Source organism: Xanthomonas sp. NCPPB 3570, from assembly GCF_056725115.1.
On record NZ_CM161513.1, the window covers coordinates 3,397,377 to 3,417,108 of the forward strand.

14 protein-coding genes are annotated in these 19,732 nt (G+C 70.7%); 5 read left to right on the top strand and 9 right to left on the bottom strand.

Annotated elements, in window-relative coordinates; all coding sequences use genetic code 11:
* Nucleotide 1: 1 nt before the first annotated feature.
* Together AC1PLR_RS14765 and pilG are read right to left on the bottom strand one after the other, a co-directional pair.
* The gene (locus AC1PLR_RS14765) at nucleotides 2-364 is read right to left on the bottom strand and encodes a response regulator (RefSeq protein WP_010343242.1); all 363 of its coding nucleotides are present in this window, start codon (nucleotides 362-364) and stop codon (nucleotides 2-4) included.
* A 17-nt stretch (nucleotides 365-381) separates the two neighbouring features.
* Nucleotides 382-783, bottom strand: a complete 402-nt coding sequence (gene pilG / locus AC1PLR_RS14770; RefSeq protein ID WP_003472648.1) for a twitching motility response regulator PilG — start codon at nucleotides 781-783, stop codon at nucleotides 382-384.
* Between the two features lie 242 nt (nucleotides 784-1,025).
* Between pilG and gshB the strand changes: the two genes are divergently transcribed.
* The 3 genes from gshB to AC1PLR_RS14785 all read left to right on the top strand — a co-directional run bounded on the left by gshB (nucleotide 1,026) and on the right by AC1PLR_RS14785 (nucleotide 6,246).
* The gene (gshB, locus tag AC1PLR_RS14775) at nucleotides 1,026-1,976 is read left to right on the top strand and encodes a glutathione synthase (protein ID WP_267114500.1); all 951 of its coding nucleotides are present in this window, start codon (nucleotides 1,026-1,028) and stop codon (nucleotides 1,974-1,976) included.
* Entirely contained in the window at nucleotides 1,973-2,854 is an 882-nt protein-coding gene (locus tag AC1PLR_RS14780) for an energy transducer TonB family protein (RefSeq protein ID WP_481101465.1), read from the top strand. Before gshB ends, AC1PLR_RS14780 begins: the two co-directional genes overlap by 4 nt.
* Nucleotides 2,855-3,243: 389 nt before the next feature.
* The gene (locus AC1PLR_RS14785) at nucleotides 3,244-6,246 is read left to right on the top strand and encodes a TonB-dependent receptor (RefSeq protein ID WP_420009277.1); all 3,003 of its coding nucleotides are present in this window, start codon (nucleotides 3,244-3,246) and stop codon (nucleotides 6,244-6,246) included.
* A 58-nt stretch (nucleotides 6,247-6,304) separates the two neighbouring features.
* Here AC1PLR_RS14785 and AC1PLR_RS14790 read toward each other — a convergent pair whose 3' ends face one another.
* The 5 genes from AC1PLR_RS14790 to mrcB all read right to left on the bottom strand — a co-directional run bounded on the left by AC1PLR_RS14790 (nucleotide 6,305) and on the right by mrcB (nucleotide 13,148).
* Nucleotides 6,305-7,225 (bottom strand): ADP-ribosylglycohydrolase family protein, encoded by a 921-nt coding sequence (locus tag AC1PLR_RS14790; protein ID WP_420009276.1) that lies wholly within the window; start codon nucleotides 7,223-7,225, stop codon nucleotides 6,305-6,307.
* Nucleotides 7,222-7,926: a tRNA (adenosine(37)-N6)-threonylcarbamoyltransferase complex dimerization subunit type 1 TsaB gene (gene tsaB, locus AC1PLR_RS14795; protein ID WP_420009275.1), complete on the bottom strand. Its 705-nt coding sequence runs from the start codon at nucleotides 7,924-7,926 to the stop codon at nucleotides 7,222-7,224. The genes AC1PLR_RS14790 and tsaB overlap by 4 nt, the downstream gene beginning before the upstream one ends.
* A gap of 61 nt (nucleotides 7,927-7,987) precedes the next feature.
* Nucleotides 7,988-9,991 carry a DNA repair helicase YoaA gene (gene yoaA, locus AC1PLR_RS14800; RefSeq protein ID WP_420009274.1) on the bottom strand — a complete coding sequence of 668 codons (2,004 nt, stop codon included), beginning with the start codon at nucleotides 9,989-9,991 and terminating at the stop codon, nucleotides 7,988-7,990.
* Between the two features lie 179 nt (nucleotides 9,992-10,170).
* Nucleotides 10,171-10,692, bottom strand: a complete 522-nt coding sequence (locus AC1PLR_RS14805; protein ID WP_481101466.1) for a tetratricopeptide repeat protein — start codon at nucleotides 10,690-10,692, stop codon at nucleotides 10,171-10,173.
* Nucleotides 10,693-10,715: 23 nt separating this feature from the next.
* The gene (gene mrcB, locus AC1PLR_RS14810) at nucleotides 10,716-13,148 is read right to left on the bottom strand and encodes a penicillin-binding protein 1B (protein ID WP_481101467.1); all 2,433 of its coding nucleotides are present in this window, start codon (nucleotides 13,146-13,148) and stop codon (nucleotides 10,716-10,718) included.
* A gap of 93 nt (nucleotides 13,149-13,241) precedes the next feature.
* Between mrcB and AC1PLR_RS14815 the strand changes: the two genes are divergently transcribed.
* Nucleotides 13,242-15,338, top strand: a complete 2,097-nt coding sequence (locus AC1PLR_RS14815; RefSeq protein WP_481101468.1) for a glycosyltransferase — start codon at nucleotides 13,242-13,244, stop codon at nucleotides 15,336-15,338.
* 219 nt (nucleotides 15,339-15,557) lie between these two features.
* Here AC1PLR_RS14815 and AC1PLR_RS14820 read toward each other — a convergent pair whose 3' ends face one another.
* Both AC1PLR_RS14820 and AC1PLR_RS14825 read right to left on the bottom strand, forming a co-directional pair.
* Entirely contained in the window at nucleotides 15,558-16,970 is a 1,413-nt protein-coding gene (locus AC1PLR_RS14820) for a hypothetical protein (RefSeq protein WP_481103609.1), read from the bottom strand.
* A gap of 203 nt (nucleotides 16,971-17,173) precedes the next feature.
* Nucleotides 17,174-19,336 carry a RelA/SpoT family protein gene (locus tag AC1PLR_RS14825; protein ID WP_481101469.1) on the bottom strand — a complete coding sequence of 721 codons (2,163 nt, stop codon included), beginning with the start codon at nucleotides 19,334-19,336 and terminating at the stop codon, nucleotides 17,174-17,176.
* 180 nt (nucleotides 19,337-19,516) lie between these two features.
* Here AC1PLR_RS14825 and pqqA point away from each other — a divergent pair, with 180 nt between their 5' ends.
* Nucleotides 19,517-19,678 (top strand): pyrroloquinoline quinone precursor peptide PqqA, encoded by a 162-nt coding sequence (pqqA, locus tag AC1PLR_RS14830; protein WP_481101470.1) that lies wholly within the window; start codon nucleotides 19,517-19,519, stop codon nucleotides 19,676-19,678.
* Nucleotides 19,679-19,732: the final 54 nt, after the last annotated feature.

The following is a 19,732-nucleotide window of genomic DNA, read 5'->3' on the forward strand; positions in this document are numbered from 1 at the left end:
GTCAGCCCACCAGCTGGTTGATGCGGGCGATCAGCTCGTCCTCGCGCGGCGGCTTGACGATGTAGTCGGTGGCGCCCTGGCGCATGCCCCAGACCTTGTCGGTCTCCATGCTCTTGGTGCTGATGATCAGCACCGGGATGTGGCGGGTGGCCTCGTCGCGCGACAGCGCGCGGGTGGCCTGGAAGCCGCTCATGCCCGGCAGCACCACGTCCATCAGCACCAGGCTCGGCGCCTGCTCGCGCACCAGCTTGATCCCGTCCTCCGCATTGTCGGTGGACAGGACCTGGTGCCCGGCTTTTTCCAGCCATTGCGTGAACACCGCCCGGTCGGTCGGTGAGTCCTCGATCAACAAGATACGGGCCATGCTGCCTTTCCCCCTGGTCAGGCGTTGACGTATGTACGGATCGCGCCCAGCAGCTCTTCGCGTGTAAAGGGTTTGGTGAGGTACTGCTCGGACCCGACGATGCGCCCGCGCGCCTTGTCGAACAGGCCGTCCTTGGAGGACAGCATGATCACCGGCGTGGCCTTGAACAGCTGGTTGCCCTTGATCAGCGCGCAGGTCTGATAGCCGTCCAGCCGCGGCATCATGATGTCCACGAAAATGATCTGCGGCTGCTGATCGGCGATCTTGGCCAGGGCCTCGAAGCCGTCGGTCGCCGTCACCACTTCGCACCCTTCGCGCTTCAGCAACGTTTCGGCGGTACGACGGATTGTTTTCGAATCGTCGATCACCATCACCCGCAAGCCTGCGAGTTCCCCACCCGCAGTCGTGTTTTCACTCATCACTTGCCCCCAAGCGCGCGACGCTTCATCGGATCCGGCTTCGCTGCGAAACGACATGTATCCCAAGACCCGCTGCGACTGTCAAGGCCGCCGCGACGGGTCCGCGTTGAACCGCGTAACAGCACAAACTATGTCACAGTTTGGCCGATCACGTGCGACACCGTGCGACCGCGCCGGACGCCCGGTGCGCGGCGCCCCCGCCGACCCGCTACCATCTTCCGCTCAGCCCCACAGGTGCCCCCATGCCGTTCGATGTCATCGTGGTGATGGATCCCATCGCCAGCATCAAGATCGCCAAAGACACGACCTTCGCGATGCTGCTGGAAGCGCAGCGCCGCGGGCATCGCCTGCACTACGTGCGCCCCGGCGGGCTGACCCTGCGCGACGGCCGCGCGCTGGCCCAGGCCGCGCCGCTGCGGGTGCGCGACGACAAGGCCGGCTGGTTCGAGCTGGACGCCTTCGCCGAACTGACCTTCGGCCCCGGGCAGGTGGTGCTGATGCGCAAGGATCCGCCGTTCGATTCGGAATTCCTGTACGACACCCACGTGCTCAGCGTGGCCCAGCGCGCCGGCGCGCAGGTGGTCAACGACCCGCAGGGCCTGCGCGACTTCAACGAGAAGCTGGCCGCCCTGCTGTTCCCGCAATGCTGCCCGCCGACCCTGGTCAGCCGCGACGCCGCCACGCTCAAGGCTTTCGTGCTGGAACACGGCCAGGCGGTGCTGAAGCCGCTGGACGGCATGGGCGGGCGCTCGATCTTCCGCAGCGGCACCGGCGACCCCAACCTCAACGTGATCCTGGAGACGCTGACCGACGGCGGCCGCAAGCTGGCCCTGGCGCAGCGCTTCATCCCGGACATCAGCGCCGGCGACAAGCGCATCCTGCTGGTCGACGGGGTGGCGGTGGACTACTGCCTGGCGCGGATTCCGCAGGGCGACGAGTTCCGCGGCAACCTGGCCGCCGGCGGCCGCGGCGAAGGCCGCCCGCTGAGCGAGCGCGACCGCTGGATCGCTTCCCAGGTCGGCCCGGAGATGAAGCGGCGCGGCATGCGCTTCGTCGGCCTGGACGTGATCGGCGACTACCTCACCGAGGTCAATGTCACCAGCCCCACCTGCGTGCGCGAACTGGACGCGCAGTTCGGGCTCAACATCGCCGGGCTGCTGTTCGACGCCATCGAGGCCTACCCGGCGCGATGAGCGCGGCCGCCGCGACGCCCGCGCCGCGCATCGGCGAGCGCGAACGGCTCAGCGCCACCCTGGTGCTGTCGCTGATCGTGCACGGGCTGCTGATCCTCGGCGTGGGCTTTGCGATCGACGACGACGCACCGCTGGTGCCGACCCTGGACGTGATCTTCAGCCAGACCAGCACGCCGCTGACGCCGAAGCAGGCCGACTTCCTGGCCCAGGCCAACCAGCAGGGCGGCGGCGACCACGACAAGCCCCAGCGCCCGCGCGACAGCCAGCCGGGCGTGGTACCGCAGCGCCAGGACGGCCTGGCCCCGCAGGCGCTGCGCGCGCAGACCGCGGCCGCCGCGCCGGAACCGACCCCGCGCGTGGTCAGCAGCGCGCGCGGCGAGCAACCGCTGCCGGTGGCGCAGACCCAGCCGCGCACCGACGATCCGCAGCGGCCGGTGGACGCGCAGCGCGAACAGCGCGATGCCGAGATGGCGCGGCTGGCCGCGGAAGTGCACCTGCGCTCGGAGCAGTACGCCAAGCGCCCCAACCGCAAGTTTGTCTCCGCCAGCACCCGCGAGTACGCCTACGCCAACTACCTGCGCGCCTGGGTCGACCGCGCCGAGCGCGTCGGCAACCTCAACTATCCCGACGAAGCGCGGCGGCGCCGGCTCGGCGGCCAGGTGGTGATCAGCGTCGGCGTGCGCCGCGACGGCAGCCTGGAAAGCAGCCGCATCCTGCGCTCCAGCGGCGTGCCGATGCTCGACGCCGCCGCGCTGCGGATCGTGCAACTGGCGCAGCCGTTCCCGCCGCTGCCGCGCACCGACGACAACGTCGATATCCTGCAGGTGACCCGCACCTGGGTGTTCCTGCCCGGCGGTAGCCTGGTCGACGATCGCTGAGCGGCGAGCAGATCGCCCCTCTCCCCCCGGGAGAGGGGTTGGGGTGAGGGTCGGCGCGCAGCGTCTCGCGATGTTTGTGGGGTACGAGGCTTCGCCCGGACCCTCATCCGCCCCTGCGGGGCACCTTCTCCCGAGGGGAGAAGGAAGCGCACTAGCCCCTCTCCCACCGGGAGAGGGGTTGGGGTGAGGGTACGGCCGCCATGAAGCCCGACAGCGAACGACATAACCATTGGTGCCGCCGACATGACGACGCGGCATTTCTGTGATGGCGGCCCATTAAGGTTAATGGAGCGGGGGAACGTTACCGCGCACACCGCATCATCCAGGACGGGCGGATTCGAGTCGGCGCGGCGTGCCCCCGCCCCACCACCACCCGAGCCGCCCCCTACATGCACAACCATCGTTCTCTTCGCAGGCCCGCCCTGCTCGCCCTGGCACTGAGTGCCGCACTCGCCCTGCCGCCGGCCCAGGCCCAGTCCACCACCGGTGCCGTCGCCGGCCAGGCGCCGGCCGATGCCCAGCGCATCCTGGTCCGCAGCGACAGCGGCCTCAGCCGCGAGGTCACTGTCGACGCGCGCGGCCGCTACAGCGTCGGCCAGTTGCCGCTGGGTACCTACACCATCATCGCCAAGGGCGCCGACGGCAGCGTGCTGGGCAGCCGCGACGGCGTCGGCCTCACCGTCGGCGGCGTCACCGAAGTCTCCTTCAGCCCCGCCACCACCAGCCTGGCCGGTGTCCAGGTCAGCGCCGACCGCGCCGCCGCCGCGATCGACGTGAGCAGCGTGGACTCGCGCACCGTGATCAATGCCGAACAGCTGCAACGGCTGCCACTGGGCCGCTCGGCCGAGGCGATCGCGCAACTGGCGCCCGGCGTGGCCGGCAACAGCGGCAGCGGTACCTACATCGGCCCGACCGGCGCGCAGCTGCTCAGCTTCGGCGGCTCTTCGGCCGCGGAGAACGCCTATTACATCAACGGCTTCAATACCACCGATCCGCTGCGCGGACTGGGCGGACTGACCCTGCCCTACGGCAGCATCGACCAGTTGGAGGTCTACACCGGCGGCTACAGCGCCAAGTACGGGCGTTCCGACGGCGGCGTGATCAACGCGGTCGGCAAGCGCGGCAGCAACGAATGGCATTTCGGTGGCCAGGCGACCTGGGAGCCGGACGGGCTGCGCTCCTCGCAGAAGGACGTATACGCGCCCGGCAACGGCGCGCTGTACCGCCCGGACAGCAAGAGCGGCTACACGCTCAGCACCCAGAGCATCTACGCGGGCGGCCCGCTGATCCAGGACAAGCTGTTCTTCTTCGGCGCCTACGAATTGCAGCGCCAGGACGGCGACAGGTTCTACGGCACCCGCGAAACCACCCCTGGCAACTACTATTACGACTACCAGTACCGCCGGCCGAGCTGGTACGCCAAGCTCGACTGGAACATCAGCGACAGCCAGTTGCTGGAAATCACCGGCGCCTCCAGCCGCTACATCACTCGCGGTAAGTACTATCTTTACAGCGGGCGCGAGATCGGCATCCTGCGCGGCGATGCCGACACCACCAAGACCGGCGGCGACCTGTGGAGCGCCAAGTACACCGGCTACCTCACCGACCGCCTGACCTTCAGCGCGCTGTACGGCCAGCAACGCACCGACGACTACAGCCGCAATCCCAGCTACAACGGCGCGCTGACCTATCTTTCCAGCACCAACTTCCAGAACCCGGCCTACACCGGCGGCACCCCGATCACCAACGCGCAGACCACCTCGCTGCTGGTCGATCCCGCGCGCGGCAACCGCACCGACAACCTGCGCCTGGATCTCAACTACGCCATCGGCGCGCACAGCATCACCATCGGCATCGACAACCAGAACGCGCGCGCGCTCAACCGCGGTTCGGTGGCCTCGGGCGACGGCTACTACTGGATCTATGGCCAGGCCAAGCCCAACGTACCGATCAATGCCGACCTCGTACCGGCCACCGGCAACTACCCCAATGGCCAGGACGGCTACTACGTGCGCAAGTACATCTACAGCGCGCTGGCCTCGGTGCGCTCGGCGCAGCGTGCGCAGTACGTGGAGGACAACTGGCAGGTCACCGACCGGTTGCTGCTCAACCTCGGCCTGCGCCTGGACCAGTTCACCAACTACAACCGCGACGGCGCGCCGTACATCAAGCAGACCAGCGGGCAATGGGCGCCGCGGCTGGGTTTCAGCTGGGACGTGGACGGCGATGCGCGCTTCAAGGTCTACGGCAACGCCGGCCGCTACTACCTGGCGCTGCCGCTGAACCCGGCGTTCAACGCCGCCGGTGCCACCCTGGCCACTTCCACCTACTACACCTACGGCGGCATCGACGCCAACGGCTATCCCACCGGCCTGACCCAGATCTCCGGCGCGGTCTCGGCCAACAACAACTACGGCATCCTGCCCGATCCCAAGACCGTCGCCACGCAGGGCATCAAGCCCTCGTTCCAGGACGAGTTCATCCTCGGCTTCACCAAGGCCTGGGGCGACAGCTGGGTCTATGGCGCCAAGGGCACCTACCGCGTCCTGCGCAGCGGCGTGGACGACTACTGCGACAGCGATACCGTGTTCGCTGCCGCAGCGGCGCAAGGGCATACGGTGACCCTGGCCAGCAACCCGGTCAGTTGCTGGCTGATCAACCCGGGCCGGGCCAACACCTTCACCTTGGTCGACACCTCGGGCAACTACGTCAAGGTGCCGCTGAGCAACGCGCAGTTCGGCTTCCCGGAATTCAAGCGCAATTACTACGGGCTCAACCTGTCGCTGGAGCATCCGTTCGACCAGCGCTGGTACGGCCGCCTCGACTACACCTGGTCGCGCAGCTACGGCACCACCGAGGGCCAGTTGCTGTCGGGCATCGGCCAGACCGCGGTGTCCACCACCCAGGCCTGGGACTTCGCGCAGTTGATGGAGCACACCAACGGCCCGCAGAGCAACGACCACACTCATCAGTTCAAGTTCTACGGCTACTACCAGATCAACCCCGCATGGCTGGTGTCGGCGAACTTCAAGCTGATCTCCGGGTCTCCGTTCAGTGCGCTGGGTTCCTACGGCCCAGACCACAGCGACCCTACCTTGTACGGCATCGCCTACCACTACTACCAGGGCCAGCCGGCGCCTCCCGGCAGCCAGGGGCGCCTGCCGTGGCTGCAGCAGCTCGATCTCGGGGTCACGTGGCGCCCGTCCTATGCAGACCGCAAACTGGCTTTCAGCCTGGACGTGTTCAACGTCTTCAACGGCCAAGCCACGCTATGGAAGTATCCGTATTCAGAGATAGGCCCGGGTAACTCGAACCTGGACCCGGTGTACGGCGCGGCACTCTTGCGCCAGGCGCCGCGCTCGCTGCGGTTGAGCGTCAGCTACGACTACTGATCCGCTGCACGGCACCCCAAGGACGCCGGCCACGCACGGCCGGCGTCCGCGGCGGCCTTCAGCCGGCGCCGCTGGCGGCGTACAGCCGATCGGCCAGCGCCACGATCTCCGCGGCATCCTGCACCCGCGCGCGCCAGGCCGCGGGAATGCCTTCGACGCCATAGAAAGCACCGGCTAACTGCCCGCAGATCGCGGCCGTGGTGTCGGCGTCGTCGCCGAGATTGGCTGCGCGCAGCACCGCATCGGCGAAATTGTCGGTGGTCGCGAAACACCACAACGCCGCCGACAGCGCATCGACCACGTAACCGGTGCCGCGGATCTGCGCCGCCGGCACCGCCGCATGGTCGCGGTCGACCAGCGCACACAGGGCCGGGGTCTGCATCGGCGGCGCACCGGTCGGCTGCAGCACCTGCGCACGGTCCTCGCCCAGCAAGGCGGCACGCAGTTGGAACGCGAACAGCCGGCTGGCGTCCAGCACCTCGGCCGCGGCATGGGTGGTGCGCGAACTGTCGGCGGCACGCGCGGCCAGTTCGTTAGGGTGCTGCGCGTAGAACATCGCCACCGGCGCCAGCCGCATCAGCGCGCCGTTGCCGGCCGCGCGCGGATCGTCGCTGCCGCTGAACGCCGGCCCGCCCTGCAGGTAGCGCTCCAGCGCCGCGCGCACGGTGTTGCCGATGTCGAAGCACGTGCCAGTGCTGCTCAAGTAACCGTGCTGGTACCAGTTGCAGTAGCGGTTCATCTGGTCGGCGGCGTCGAAGCCCTGCCGGTACAGCAGGCTGTGCGCCAGGCACAGCGCCATCGAGGTGTCGTCGGTCCACTGCCCCGGCTGCAGCTCGAACGGGCCGCCGCCGACCATGTCGTCGATCGGCGCGAAGCTGCCGGGCCCCTTGAATTCCAGCGTCGTCCCCAGCGCGTCGCCTACCGCCAACCCGAGCAGACAACCGCGGAAGCGGTCGCCGGGCGTCACCGCGACGCTCATCGTGCGGCCCGCTGCGCCTGCTGTTCGGCCAGGGTCAGGGCGACGTTGTCGCGCAAATAGGCAGGTTCGGCGCGCTCCGGCGCGACGCCTTCGCCGCGCGCGTACGCGGCCGCGGCCAGGGTCAGCACGTCGGCGGCATGCGGCAGCGCCTGCGCGTCGGCGCTGCGCCAGTGCGCGCCGAAACGGCGCTGCAGGGTGCCATCGACCGCCGCCAAGCCGGTGCCCACCGCGGCCCATGCCGCCTCCGGCTCCGGCAACGCAAAGGCCTCCGGACTCAGCACCTGCTCCGCAGTCAGCGCCTGCAGGCCGCCATCGGCCTGGCGCGCGTAGGCCGCGGTGTAGACCTCGCCCATGCGCGCGTCGATCGCCGCCAGCACCCGCGGCGCATCGGCCGGCGCGCGCAGCGCCAGCACCTGCAGCGTGGACACCGGCAGCACCGGCAGGTCCAGGGCCAGGGCGATGCCCTGGGCCACGGCGATCGCGAGGCGTACGCCGGTGAACGCGCCGGGGCCACGGCTGAAGGCCACCGCATCGAGCTGGCGGCGGCCGATGCCGGCCTCGGCGAGCAATTGCTCGGCCCAGGGCAGCGCCAGTTCGGCATGCCGCCGCGGCGCCAGATCGAAGCGCTCCAGCACGCGGTCGCCGACCATGACGGCGACGGAGCAGGCTTCGGTGGAGGTTTCGAAGGCGAGCAGATTCATTGGGGAGCCGGGATTGGGGATTCGGGATTGGGGATTCGCAAAAGCAGGAGCGGCGCGGCGGCTAGTCGGGTGGCGACATGCCGGCCTCAGGATTATCGCCCAGCGCCGGGGCCTCGACGGCGAAGAACTGTCGGACATCCTCCACGTCGCGGGTGCGGGCGAACGGTGGCAGCGACTCCAGGAAGGTGCGGCCGTAGGACTTGCTCAGCAGGCGCGGGTCGCACAGCACCAGCACGCCGCGGTCGCGCTCGCTGCGGATCAGCCGGCCCACGCCCTGCTTCAGCGCGATCACCGCCTGCGGCAACTGCTCGTCGCGGAACGGGTTGCCGCCGTCGCGGCGGATCGCCTCCAGGCGCGCCTCGAACACCGGATCGTCGGGGGCGGCGAACGGCAGCTTGTCGATCACCACCACGCTCAGCGCATCGCCGACCACGTCCACGCCCTCGCGAAAGCTGGCCGAGCCGAGCAGCACGCCGTTGCCGGAGGCGCGGAAGCGCTCGAGCAAGGTCGCGCGCGGCGCCTCGCCCTGCACGAACAGCGGCCAGGGCCCGTCGCGCAGCGCCTCGGCCGCCTCGCGCAGCGCGCGGTGCGAGGCGAACAGCAGGAACGCGCGGCCCTGCGAGGCCTCCAGCACCGGCTGCAGCGCCGCGATCAGCGCCGTGCCGAAGCCGCGCGCCGCCGGATCGGGCAGCGCCGGCAGGTAGCACAGCGCCTGCCGCGTCCAGTCGAACGGGCTGGGCTGCAGCAAGGTCATCGGATCGCGCAGCCCCAGGCGGGTGGCGATGTGCTCGAACTCGCCCTTCACCGCCAGCGTCGCCGAGGTGAATACCCAGGCCGCGTGCGAGGCCTCGCGGTGGGCGCGCAGCGGCCCGGATACGTCCAGCGGCGTGCGCTGGCAGCGAAAGCCGCGCGGCGTCAGCTCGTACCACAGCACGTCGTTGCTCGGCGCGTCCGCTTCCGGCTCGGCTTCGAAATCCGGGATCGGCGCATCCTCGCCGAGCCAGCGGCCCAGCCGCGTGCGCAGTTCGCGCGCGCGCGCCGCGCAGGCGTCGAAACCTGGCGAAGCCTCGCGCAGCACCGCCAGCGGTTCCTGCAGCCGCGCCAGATCGGCCAGCAGCGCATCGAAACCGTCGCGCACCTGCGGCTTGGCCAGCAGCCGCCACTGCGTGCCGCGCGCCGGCAGCCCTTCCATCGCCGCACGCAGTTCGCGCAGGGTCTGTTCCAGCGCCTGCGCCGGCGCCTGCAGGCTGGCCAGCGCGCCGGCGACATTGCGGCTCTCGGCCAGGCAGTCGCGCGCCAGTTCCTGCAGCGGGCGCATGCCGAAGCCTTCGCCGAAGAAGTTCGCCGCCAGCTCCGGCAACTGGTGCGCCTCGTCGATCACGAAGGCCTGCGCGCCGGGCAGGATCTCGCCGAAGCCTTCCTGCTTCAGCGCCAGGTCGGCCAGCAGCAGATGGTGATTGACCACCACCAGGTCGGCCGCCTGCGCGCGCTGCCGGGCCTGCACCACGAAGCACTCGCCCCAGAACGGGCATTCGGTGCCCAGGCAGTTGTCCACGGTGGAGGTGACCAGCGGCAGCAGTGGCGAGTCGTCGGCCAGCGCATCCAGTTCGGCGATGTCGCCGAAACGGGTGCGCCCGCTCCAGGCGACGATGCGCTGGAACTGCGCCACCTGCTCGCGCGCGGTGAACCGCGGCTCGCCGCGGGCCTGCTGCAGCCGGTACTTGCACAGGTAGTTGGCGCGCCCCTTCAGCAGCGCGCTGCTCAGGCCCACGCCCAGCGCCGCGCGCACCCGCGGCAGATCGCGGTGGTAGAGCTGGTCCTGCAGCGCGCGGGTGCCGGTGGAGACGATGGTCTTCAGCCCCGACAGCAGCGCCGGCACCAGATACGCATAGGTCTTGCCGGTGCCGGTGCCGGCCTCGGCCAGCAGCACGTCGCGCTGCTCGAACGCCTCGGCGATCGCCGCGGTCAACCGCAACTGCGCCGGCCGCGGCACGAACGCATCGAGCTGACGCGCAAGCGCCCCGCCTTCGCTGAGGGCTTCCGTGCTTGCGTGGGCTAAAGACATTGGGGTGGTGCCGGGATTGGGGAGTCGGGATTGGGGATTGGTAAAAGCACAAGGCGTGCACGTCGCGGGTCAGTGCGCTCGGCCAAGCAGGCGCAGGACACGCCAACCAGCGACTTCAGCCTGCAACGCGCGGAATGCGCTCTTGCCAATCCCCAATCCCGACTCCCCAATCCCCGCCCTCAGTACCTCTTGATCCCCGGCACCGTGCACCCGGCGATCTGGGCGTGCGCCGAGGCGGCGTTTTCCTTTTGCCCGCGGGCCAGGCGCGCCTGTTCGATGGTCGCCCAATGGCGGCGGCACAGCGGGCCGGTCTGCGAGCCGAGGTCGATGGCGCGCTTGGCGAAGGCTTCGGCCTGGGCGTCGTCCTTCTGCAGCAGCGCCACTTCGGCGCGGTCCTGCAGCAGCGCCGGGTCGTCCGGCACCAGCTTCAGCGCCTGGTCCAGCGCCGCGGCGGCGCCGGCCAGGTCGCCGGCGCTGCGCTTGCGCTTGGCACTCTCGCGCAGGTCCTCCACTTCCGGATCGCGCAGCGGCTGCACGCTCAGTTCGGTGTCGTCGGCACCGCCGCTGGCGTCGATCGCGGCGAGGCGCTGCGCCGGCGTGGTGGTGTCCACCGGCGCAGCCGGGGGCGGCGGCGGCGGTGCGCTGACGCAGGAGGCGAGCAGCAGGCTGAGGGCGGCGATGGCGGGAAGACGTGGGGTCATGAGCGGTATCCGGAATCCGGGGATCAGTGCGCCGGCGGCGGCGCGGCCGCGTCGGCAGGCGGGTCTTTCTTCTTGTCCAGGCCGAACCAGCTGCGCCAGCCGCCGCCCTGGTGTTCGCCCTCGGCGGGCGCGGCCTCCTCCGGCAGCGCCTGCGGCGGCGTGCATGCGGCATACGCCGGCACGAAGCCGACCACGAACGGGAACTGGCGCGCGCCGGGGCAGCTCGGGTCGGTGCTGTTGTACCCCACCGGGTCCATCCACTGCCAGTCGATGCCCTTGCCCTGCACCTGCAGCGGCGCGCTCGGCAGCCGCGAGAAGATGCCCGACCACACCCGCATCGCGCCGGTAGCGCCGTACAGGCCGGTCTGCTTGTTCTGGTCGTTGCCGATCCAGATCACCGCCAGGTGATCGCCGGTATAGCCGGCGTACCAGCTGTCCACGCCGTCGTTGCTGGTGCCGGTCTTGCCGGCCGGCGACAACTTGCCCAGGCCATCGCTGAGCAACTGCCGCGCGGTGCCGTTGCTGACCACCTGCTGCAGCGCCATGCCGACCAGGTTGGCGGCGATGGAATCGCCCTCCTGCGCCGGCGCGGGGGTCTTGTCGTAGCGCTTGAGCAGCTTGCCCTGCGGATCGAGCACGCCGCGCACCGCATGCAGCGGCTGGATCTCGCCACCGGAGGCCAGGAACTGGTACAGCTGCGCCATCGCGTACGGGCTCTGGTCGGTGGCGCCGAGGATCAGCGAGGGATTGACCTCGGCCTCGATGCCGGCCAGCACCTTCACCAGTTGCGCCACCCGCTCCGGCCCGACCTGCATGCCGACGCGCACCGTGGCCTGGTTGTAGGAATGCGCCAGCGCATCGACCACGCGCACCGTGCCGTGACTGCGCCCATCGGAATTGCCCGGGCTCCAGGTGCGACCGCGGCCCAGTTGCACGGTGACCGGCGTGTCGTCGACCCAACTGGCCAGCGAAAAACGGTCCGGCTGCGCCAGCGCCAGCAGGTACACGAACGGCTTGAGCAGCGATCCGACCTGGCGCTGCGCCTCGATCGCGCGATTGAAGCCGGGCTGGGCCACATCGCGGCTGCCGACCACCGCCAGCACCTCACCGTTGTGGGTGTCGGTGAGCACCAGCCCGGCCTGCAGCGGCGGGCGCTTCTTGTTGGTCTCCAGCGCGGTAATGGTGCGGGTCACCGCGCCCTCGGCGTACGCCTGCGCCGACGGCGACATGCCGGTGAGCACGCTCAGGCCGGCGCCCTGCAGCGCGCTTTCGGGGTAATCGCGCGCCAGCTGGCGCCGCACCAGGTCAACATAGGCGGGGAAGCGGTTGGCCGCGACCAGGCCGGGTTCGGCCGGCACGCCCAGCGGCGCGGCCAGCGCCTTGCGGTAGGTGGGTTCGTCGATCAGCTCGCTCTCGCGCAGCTTGCCCAGCACGAAGTTGCGCCGGTCCAGCGCGCGCTCGGGGTAGCGCCGCGGGTCGTAGTAGGACGGCCCCTTAACCAGGCCGATCAGCAGCGCCACCTGCTCCGGCGCCAGCGCATCGAGTTCGCGGCCGAACCAGAACTCCGCACCAGACGCGACACCATGCACCGCCTGGCTGCCGCGCTGGCCCAGGTACACCTGGTTCAGATACGCCTCGAGGATGGTGCGCTTGTCGTAGCGCGCCTCCATGATCAGCGCGTACAGGATCTCGTTGAACTTGCGGGTGACCGTCTGTTCCTTGCCGATGCCGAGCAGGCCGCTGCGCGCCAGCTGCTGGGTCAGGGTGCTGGCGCCCTGCCGGCTCTTGCCGCCCGAGCGCACCATCACCCAGGCCGCGCGGACCATGCCGCTGAGGTCGATGCCGTGGTGCGAATTGAAGTCGCGGTCCTCGACCGCCTGCAAGCCGGTGACCAGCAGTTCCGGCACCTCGTCCACGCGCACCAGGCGCCGCTCTTCCTGCTTCTGCCCGTACAGCGTGGCGATGCGCGCCGGATCCAGCCGCGCGGCCTTGAGCGCCTTGCGCGTCTGCGCATCGCGCAGTGCCACCACGCGCCCGCCGGCCAGGCCCACCTCGATGCGCCGCGGCGCGACCCGCCCGTCGACGTCGACGTAGCCGCGGCTAGCGATGGTGAAGCGGCTGCCGTCCTGCTGGTAGCTGCCGGGCCGTTCGGCGCCGACGTCGGCGCGGTAGCTGGCCGCATCCAGTTCGGTCTTCAGCGTCTGCGGATCCATCGCCGTGTCCGGCGCCAGCACCAGCGGCCGCGCGTACACGCGGGTGGGAATCTGCCAGCGCAGTTCGCCGAAACGCTGGGTGACCTGCTTGTTCAGATAGACCGTGTACGGAATCAGGAAGCCCAGGCCGAGTGCGGCGGCGGCCAGGCCCCAGGTGAGCAGGCGCCTGCGCCATACGGCGGCGGGGCTTTCCAGGGCGTCGTCCTGATCGTCGGTGTCGTGATCGTCGTAGCGTCGGGGCACGGGAATGCGAGAATGTAAATTCCGCCGAGTCTAGCGCAGCCCAGCGGGCAGCGCGGCGCGACGGCCTCTTCGTTTAAGTTGGAGTGGTACCGGATGTCGATGTCGTGGGCGAATGCGCGCTACGCCCTGAACCGCCTGGCCGGCCTGGTCCGGCGCGGCCTGACCAGCCTGCGCACGCGCGGCTGGCGCAGCACCTGGGAGCGGTTGCGCGTGCATGCGCAACCGCTGCCGCCGCCGCAGCGCGCGCTGTTCGCGGTGGAAGCGGCGCCGTTCGCGCCGTTCGCGGTGCCGAACAGTCCCGCGCCGCTGGTCAGCATCGTGATCCCGGTCTACAACCACGTCGCGCATACCCTCGCCTGCCTGCGCGCGCTGGCCGCGCATCCGCCGGCCGCACCGTGCGAAATCCTGGTGATCGACGACGGCAGCAACGACGCCACGGCGCAGTGGCTGCCGCAGGTGGTCGGCCTGCACTACCACGTGCGCGAGCGCAACGGCGGCTTCATCGCCACCTGCAACGACGGCGCCGCGCGCGCGCAGGGCCGCTACCTGGTGTTCCTCAACAACGACACGGTGCCGCAGCCGGGCTGGCTGGACGCGTTGCTGGACACGTTCGCGCAGCTGCCGCAGGCCGGCCTGGTCAGCGCGCAACTGCTGTATCCCGACGGCCGCCTGCAGGATGCCGGCGGCGTGGTCTTCGCCGACGGCAGCGCCTGGAGCTACGGCCGCTTCGAGTCGCCCGACGATCCGCGCTATGCCTACCTGCGCGACGTCGACTACGGCAGCGGCGCGGCGCTGGCGATCGAACGCGCGCGCTTCCTGGCGCTGGGCGGCTTCGACACGCGCTACATGCCGGCCTACTACGAGGACACCGACCTGGCTTTCGCGGTACGCGCCGCCGGCTTGCGCACGCTGGTGCAGCCGGCCAGCCGCGTGGTGCACGACGAGGGCACCAGCAACGGCACCGACACCGGCAGCGGGATCAAGGCCTACCAGGTGCGCAATCGTGCGGTCTTCGCCGCCAAGTGGGCCGAGGTATTGCCGCAACACCTCGCTCCCGGCGAGGTACCGACGCCAGCGCTGCTGCATCGCCGGCAGCGCCAGGTACTGATCCTGGACGAAGCGCTGCCGCAGCCGGACCGCGATTCCGCCTCGCTGCGCCAGCTCAACCTGATCCGCCTGCTGCTCGAGGAAGGTGCGCACGTGGTGTTCGTGCCCAGCGAGCGCAGCTATGCCAGCCGCCATAGCGAGACCCTGCAACGGCTCGGCGTGGAGGTGTGGTACGCGCCGTACCTGAAAAACCTGACCTGGTTCCTGCAGCAGCACGGCACGCGCTTCCACAGCGTGCTGCTGGTGCGCCACCACGTCGCCCATGCCTGCCTGCCGCTGCTGCGCCGGTTCGCGCCGCAGGCACGGCGCCTGTTCGACACCGTGGACCTGCACTACCTGCGCGAGCGCCGCGGTGCCGAACTCGCCGGCGACGCGCGCCTGCTGCGCGAGGCCGAGCGCACCCGCGCGCGCGAACTGGAGGTGATGGCACAGGTGGACGTGACCGTGCTGGTCAGCGCGGTCGAACGCGAACAGTTGCAGCGCGAGGCGCCGCAGGTGCGCACGGCGCTGATCTCGAACCTGCACGAGGTCGCCGGCCCCGGCCTGCCGTGGGTGCAGCGCCGCGACCTGGTGTTCGTCGGCGGCTTCCGCCATGCGCCCAACGTGGACACGGTGCGCTGGTTCCTGCAGGAGGTGTTCCCGGCGGTGCGCCTGCGCCTGCCGGAGGTGCGCTTCCACTGCATCGGCGCGGACATGCCGGAGGACATCCGCCGCCTCGGCGAGGCCACCGCCGGCGTCGAGCTGCTCGGCCACGTCCCCGAGATCGCCGCCTACATGGACGGCATGCGCATCGCCGTGGCGCCGCTGCGCTTCGGCGCGGGGGTCAAGGGCAAGGTCAACCTCAGCATGGCCCATGGCCAACCGGTGGTGGCCACCGCCTGCGCGGTGGAAGGCATGCACCTGCGCGACGGCGAGGACGTGCTGATCGCCGACGACCCCGCCGCGTTCGCCGACGCCATCGCGCAGCTGTACGCCGATCCGGCGCTGTGGCAGCGGCTGGCCGACAACGGCCTGCGCAACATCGAAACCCACTTCTCCCTGGACGCCGCCCGCGCCACGGTGCGCGAGGCGTTCCTGGCCTGAGCGGCGGTAGCGCGCCGTTTTCTATCGCGTCGGGACTGAAGTCCCTCCCACAACGATACTGCGAGCATCGCCACTGCCTGGGGCCGTGCTGAGCAGATAACGCCCGCGCCGTAAAAAGTTCACGACACATGAGCTGTCCGAGTGCACCTGTGGGAGGGGCTTCAGCCCCGACGCATTGCAGCCTCAGCCAGCAGAAAAGCCTAACCCGTACTGCAGGCACTAACGCCCAGGACTGAGGCTACGCAAGCGACGCTCGAAAGCGGCCAGTTCCGGGGTGGCCGGGTCGATCGCGCGGGCGCGCTGCAGCGCCTGCCGTGCGAAGGCGGCATCGCCGCCGCTCAGGCGCTCGTCGCCGACCGCCAGCCAGCGCTGCGCCAGGCGCCGCCGGGCGGTGGCCAGCCCGTTGCCGCCCGGCGCCAATGCACGCCAGGCGTCGTAGCAGGCGCTGGCCGCCAGCACCCGATTGCCGCGCATGGCATCGTCGAAACAGCGTCGCAGCGCCGCCAGCACGCGCTGCTCAGCCGCGCGCACCCGCGCATCGCGCGGCGCCAGGGTCTGCGCCGCCAGCAAGGTGTCGTAGGCGCTGGCGCCGGGCGGGGTCAGCCAGTCGCCGCGCGCCTCGGCGGCCTGCAGATCGGCCAGCAGACGCTGCAGGCGCCGCTCGCGCTCGGCCGGCGACATCCGCGAAGGCGGCGTGGCCTGGCTTTGCCGGGCGCGCTGCAACGCCTGCTTCGCGTCGGCCAGCGCGCGGCTGTCCGGTGCCAGGGCCTGGCCCTTGCGCAAGGCGCGCTCGGCCTCGCCGAAACGGAAATCGGCGGCGGCACGGCTCGCCTGCAGCGCATAGGCCGCCGCCACCCGCTCCAGGCCGTCGCTGGCGCCGGGGGCATCCGGCACCGCCGCGTGCCACTGCGCAAACGCGTGTGCCGCCGCGTCCAGGCGCTGGCGGCGCAGGGCCTGCTCGGCCTCGCGCTGCAGGCGCTCCAGCGCCCGGTTCAGTTCCGCCTGGGTCTCGGGTAGGTCGACATGGCCGGGGTCATAGCCACGCGCGCGCTCCACCAGCGCCGCGGCGGCGGCCAGGTTGCCGCGCGCCAGATCGCCGCGTGCGTGCTGCAGCAGTTCCGACAATGCATCCTCGCGGCCTTCCAGCGCCGTGGTGCGTTCCGGCGCGTACTCCAGCACGCGCTGATACAGCGGCAGGGCCGCGTCCGGGCCATCGTCCAGACGCCCGTCGCGGCGCGCCTGCGCCGCCCGCTGCAGCAATTGATCGATGCCGGCGTGCGCGGCCTCGCGCGCGCGCAGTGCCGCCTCGATGCGGTCGGCATCGGCGCGCGGCACCTGCAGCGCGCGCGCCAGCGCCAGCGCCTCGCGCGCCTGCGGATAGCGCCCGGCGGCCAGCGCCGCACGCGCCTGCCCCAGTGCCGCACGCCCGGTCGCGGCCAAGCCGATGCGCGCCTGCATGCGGTCGCTGTCCAGCGCCAGCGCGGCTTCGAAGCGCTCGCGCGCGCCGCTGCCGTCGGTGGCGCTGAGCTTGCCCGCGCGCAGTGCCGCATGGCCCTGGTCGAGCAATTGCTGGATGCGCGTCTCCGGCCAGATCAGGTCGGCCAGCGGGCGGCGGAACACCACCACGGCCATCCCCAGCACCAGCAGCACCGCCAGCGCCCAGCGCCAGACACGCCGATCGCGCCACAGCGGCACCGGCCGCTGCCTGCGCGTGGGTTCGTCCCTGACCTGATCCGGCGGCATGCTCACCGGGCAAGCTTAGCGTCGGCCCGATGACGAACAGCTGTGCATGACACCGGCCATCGCCACGGCGGGCGACCCGCCGCCGGCGCGCCTCAGCCCAGCCGCCGCGCCTCGTGCACGCCCGGCAGCGCATCGAGCTTACCGAGCAAGGTGGACAGTTGCCCGTAATCGCCGACTTTCAATCGCAGCCGCAGTTGCGCCAGGCCGCTGTCGCGCACGTTCTCACTGTTGATCTCCAGCACATGCGCCTCTTCCTGGGCGATCAGGTTGGTGATGTCCTTCAGCAGCCAACGCCGGTCCACCGCGCGCACCAGCACGTCGACCTCGTAGCCGCCGCCGGCCTGGCCCCACTCCACCGGCAGCACCCGCTGCGGATGGCTGGCGGCCAGCCGCGCGAACGCGGCGCAGTCGCTGCGGTGCACGGTGACGCCGCGGGTGCGGGTGAGATACCCGGCGATCGGCTCGCCGGCCACCGGCTGGCAGCAGCGCGCCAGTTGCACCAGCAGATTGCCCACGCCCTGCACGGTGAACTTGGACTTGCCCAGGCCGGTGCGCCGCGCAGTCGGCCGCGGCATGGCCGGCGCCGCCGGCTGCGCCGCGGCGCGCTCGGCCTCGTGCAGCGCGCGTCCGACCTGGCTGGGGCCGACATCGCCCAGCGCGACCTGGATGTACAGCTCCTCCACCCCGTCGGCATGAAACTTCTTCGCCGCCGGCAGCAGGTCGGCCTGCTGCAGCCCCAGGCGCTTGAGCTCGCGCTCCAGCAGTTCCTTGCCGGCCTGCACGTTGCGCGCGCGGTCCAGCTTGTGGAACCAGGCGCGCACCTTGTCGCGCGAGCGTCCGCTGGCCAGGTAGCCGTTGGCGGGCAGCAGCCAGTCGCGGCGCGGCTCGGCCTCCTTGCCGGTGAGGATCTCCACCCGGTCGCCGCTGCGCAGCTTGTGGGTCAGCGGCACGATGCGGTTGTTGACCTTGGCGCCGCGGCAGCGGTGCCCGACCATGGTGTGCACGTGGTAGGCGAAATCCAGCGGCGTGGCGCCCTGCGGCAGGTCGATCACCTCGCCCATCGGGGTCAGCGCATAGACCCGATCCTCGACCAGCTCGGCGTCCAGCGCCCCGGCCAGCCCGCCCTGCTCGCCGTCCTGCGACTGTTCCAGCAGTTGCCGCATCCAGGTGATCTTGCGGTCGAAGGCCTTCTCCGCGCCCTTGCCGCCTTCCTTGTATTTCCAGTGCGCGGCCACGCCCAGCTCGGCCTGCGCATGCATGTCGTGGGTGCGGATCTGCACCTCGATCGTGCGCCCTTCCGGGCCGACCACCGCGGTGTGCAGCGAGCGGTAGTCGTTGGCCTTGGGCCGGGCGATGTAGTCGTCGAACTCGCTGGGCACCGGCGCCCACAGCGCATGCACCACGCCCAGCGCGGCATAGCAGGCGGCGACGTCGTCGACCATCACCCGCACCGCGCGCAGGTCGTACAGCTGGTCGAAGGCCAGTCGCTTCTTCTGCATCTTCCGCCAGATGCTGTAGATGTGCTTGGGCCGCCCGCTGATCTCCGCGCGCAGGCCCTGCTCGGCCAGCGCCTTGGACAGGATCTTCTTGACCGCCTCGATGTAGCGCTCGCGCGCCACCCGGCTCTCGTCGACCTCGCGGGCGATGCGCCGGTAGGTGTCCGGCTCCAGGTGCCGGAACGCCAGGTCCTCCAGCTCCCATTTCAGCTGCCAGATGCCCAGGCGGTTGGCCAGCGGCGCGTGAATGTCGCGGGTCAACTGCGCCAGCGCGCGGCGCTGCGCCTCCGGCGCCTTGTCGGCCACGCGCATCTGCGCCAGTTGCCGCGCCAGCAGGATCGGCACCACCCGCAGATCCTGCACGATCGACAGCAGCAGCCGGCGCAGGCCTTCGCTGTTGCGCCCGGCCTCACGCCCGGCATGCAGCGCCCACACCGGGTCGGCGGCGTCCTGCGCCTCCAGCAGACCGGCCACCGCCTGCGCCCGTGCCGGTGCCGGTGGCGCCACCGGCAACTGCGGCAACTGTGCGCGCAAGGCCGGCAGGTCGAACAGCAACGCCGCCAGCAGCGCCGCCTCGTCGGCCGACAGCAGCGCCAGCGCGTCCAGGGTGTCGGCCAGCACCGGCCACGGCAGCCGCGGCAGCGGCTCGGCCTGTGCCTGCCAGGCCTGCAGCAGCGCCGCGCGCAGGGCGGGCGCCAGGGTCGCGGCCGACGGGCGCTGCAGCAACGCCTCCAGGCCGGAGTGGACGGTGTGGTTCAAGGACGGACGCAGTCGACGAAACGGTGCCGCCTACACTAACGCGCTTGTGCGCGTTCTCACAATTGCGCCGGCCACGCGCCGGGAGGCGCTTGGCGGATACGCACCGCCGCGTCACTGTGATCCGGTTGCGACTTGCGGCGGTTTTACCGGAATTTCACAACCGCCCAAATCCCCGCGCCTATGCTCGAACGCGACGGCAACCCGCTGCTGTCCGCATGCGCCGCTGCCGTCGTCCCTGGACCGACTCGAAGAGGAACGCACATGAAAAAGTGGAACAAGCCTGTGATCCGCGAAATCTGCGTCGGCGCGGAAATCAACTGCTACGCCTCCGGCGAGCTCTGACCCGCGCACTCCTCCCTTCCCGCGACCGAAGCGCGACCGGCCAGGCGCCATCAA

What these genes read in the sequence shown, in the direction of transcription:
- AC1PLR_RS14820 (WP_481103609.1), bottom strand. Translation starts at nt 16,970, where the DNA reads ATGGCCGTGGTGGTGTTCCGCCGCCCGCTGGCCGACCTGATCTGGCCG.
- pqqA (WP_481101470.1), top strand. Translation starts at nt 19,517, where the DNA reads ATGCTCGAACGCGACGGCAACCCGCTGCTGTCCGCATGCGCCGCTGCC.
- AC1PLR_RS14815 (WP_481101468.1), top strand. Translation starts at nt 13,242, where the DNA reads ATGTCGATGTCGTGGGCGAATGCGCGCTACGCCCTGAACCGCCTGGCC.
- AC1PLR_RS14765 (WP_010343242.1), bottom strand. Translation starts at nt 364, where the DNA reads ATGGCCCGTATCTTGTTGATCGAGGACTCACCGACCGACCGGGCGGTG.
- AC1PLR_RS14780 (WP_481101465.1), top strand. Translation starts at nt 1,973, where the DNA reads ATGAGCGCGGCCGCCGCGACGCCCGCGCCGCGCATCGGCGAGCGCGAA.
- AC1PLR_RS14805 (WP_481101466.1), bottom strand. Translation starts at nt 10,692, where the DNA reads ATGACCCCACGTCTTCCCGCCATCGCCGCCCTCAGCCTGCTGCTCGCC.
- AC1PLR_RS14785 (WP_420009277.1), top strand. Translation starts at nt 3,244, where the DNA reads ATGCACAACCATCGTTCTCTTCGCAGGCCCGCCCTGCTCGCCCTGGCA.
- tsaB (WP_420009275.1), bottom strand. Translation starts at nt 7,926, where the DNA reads ATGAATCTGCTCGCCTTCGAAACCTCCACCGAAGCCTGCTCCGTCGCC.
- pilG (WP_003472648.1), bottom strand. Translation starts at nt 783, where the DNA reads ATGAGTGAAAACACGACTGCGGGTGGGGAACTCGCAGGCTTGCGGGTG.
- AC1PLR_RS14790 (WP_420009276.1), bottom strand. Translation starts at nt 7,225, where the DNA reads ATGAGCGTCGCGGTGACGCCCGGCGACCGCTTCCGCGGTTGTCTGCTC.
- yoaA (WP_420009274.1), bottom strand. Translation starts at nt 9,991, where the DNA reads ATGTCTTTAGCCCACGCAAGCACGGAAGCCCTCAGCGAAGGCGGGGCG.
- gshB (WP_267114500.1), top strand. Translation starts at nt 1,026, where the DNA reads ATGCCGTTCGATGTCATCGTGGTGATGGATCCCATCGCCAGCATCAAG.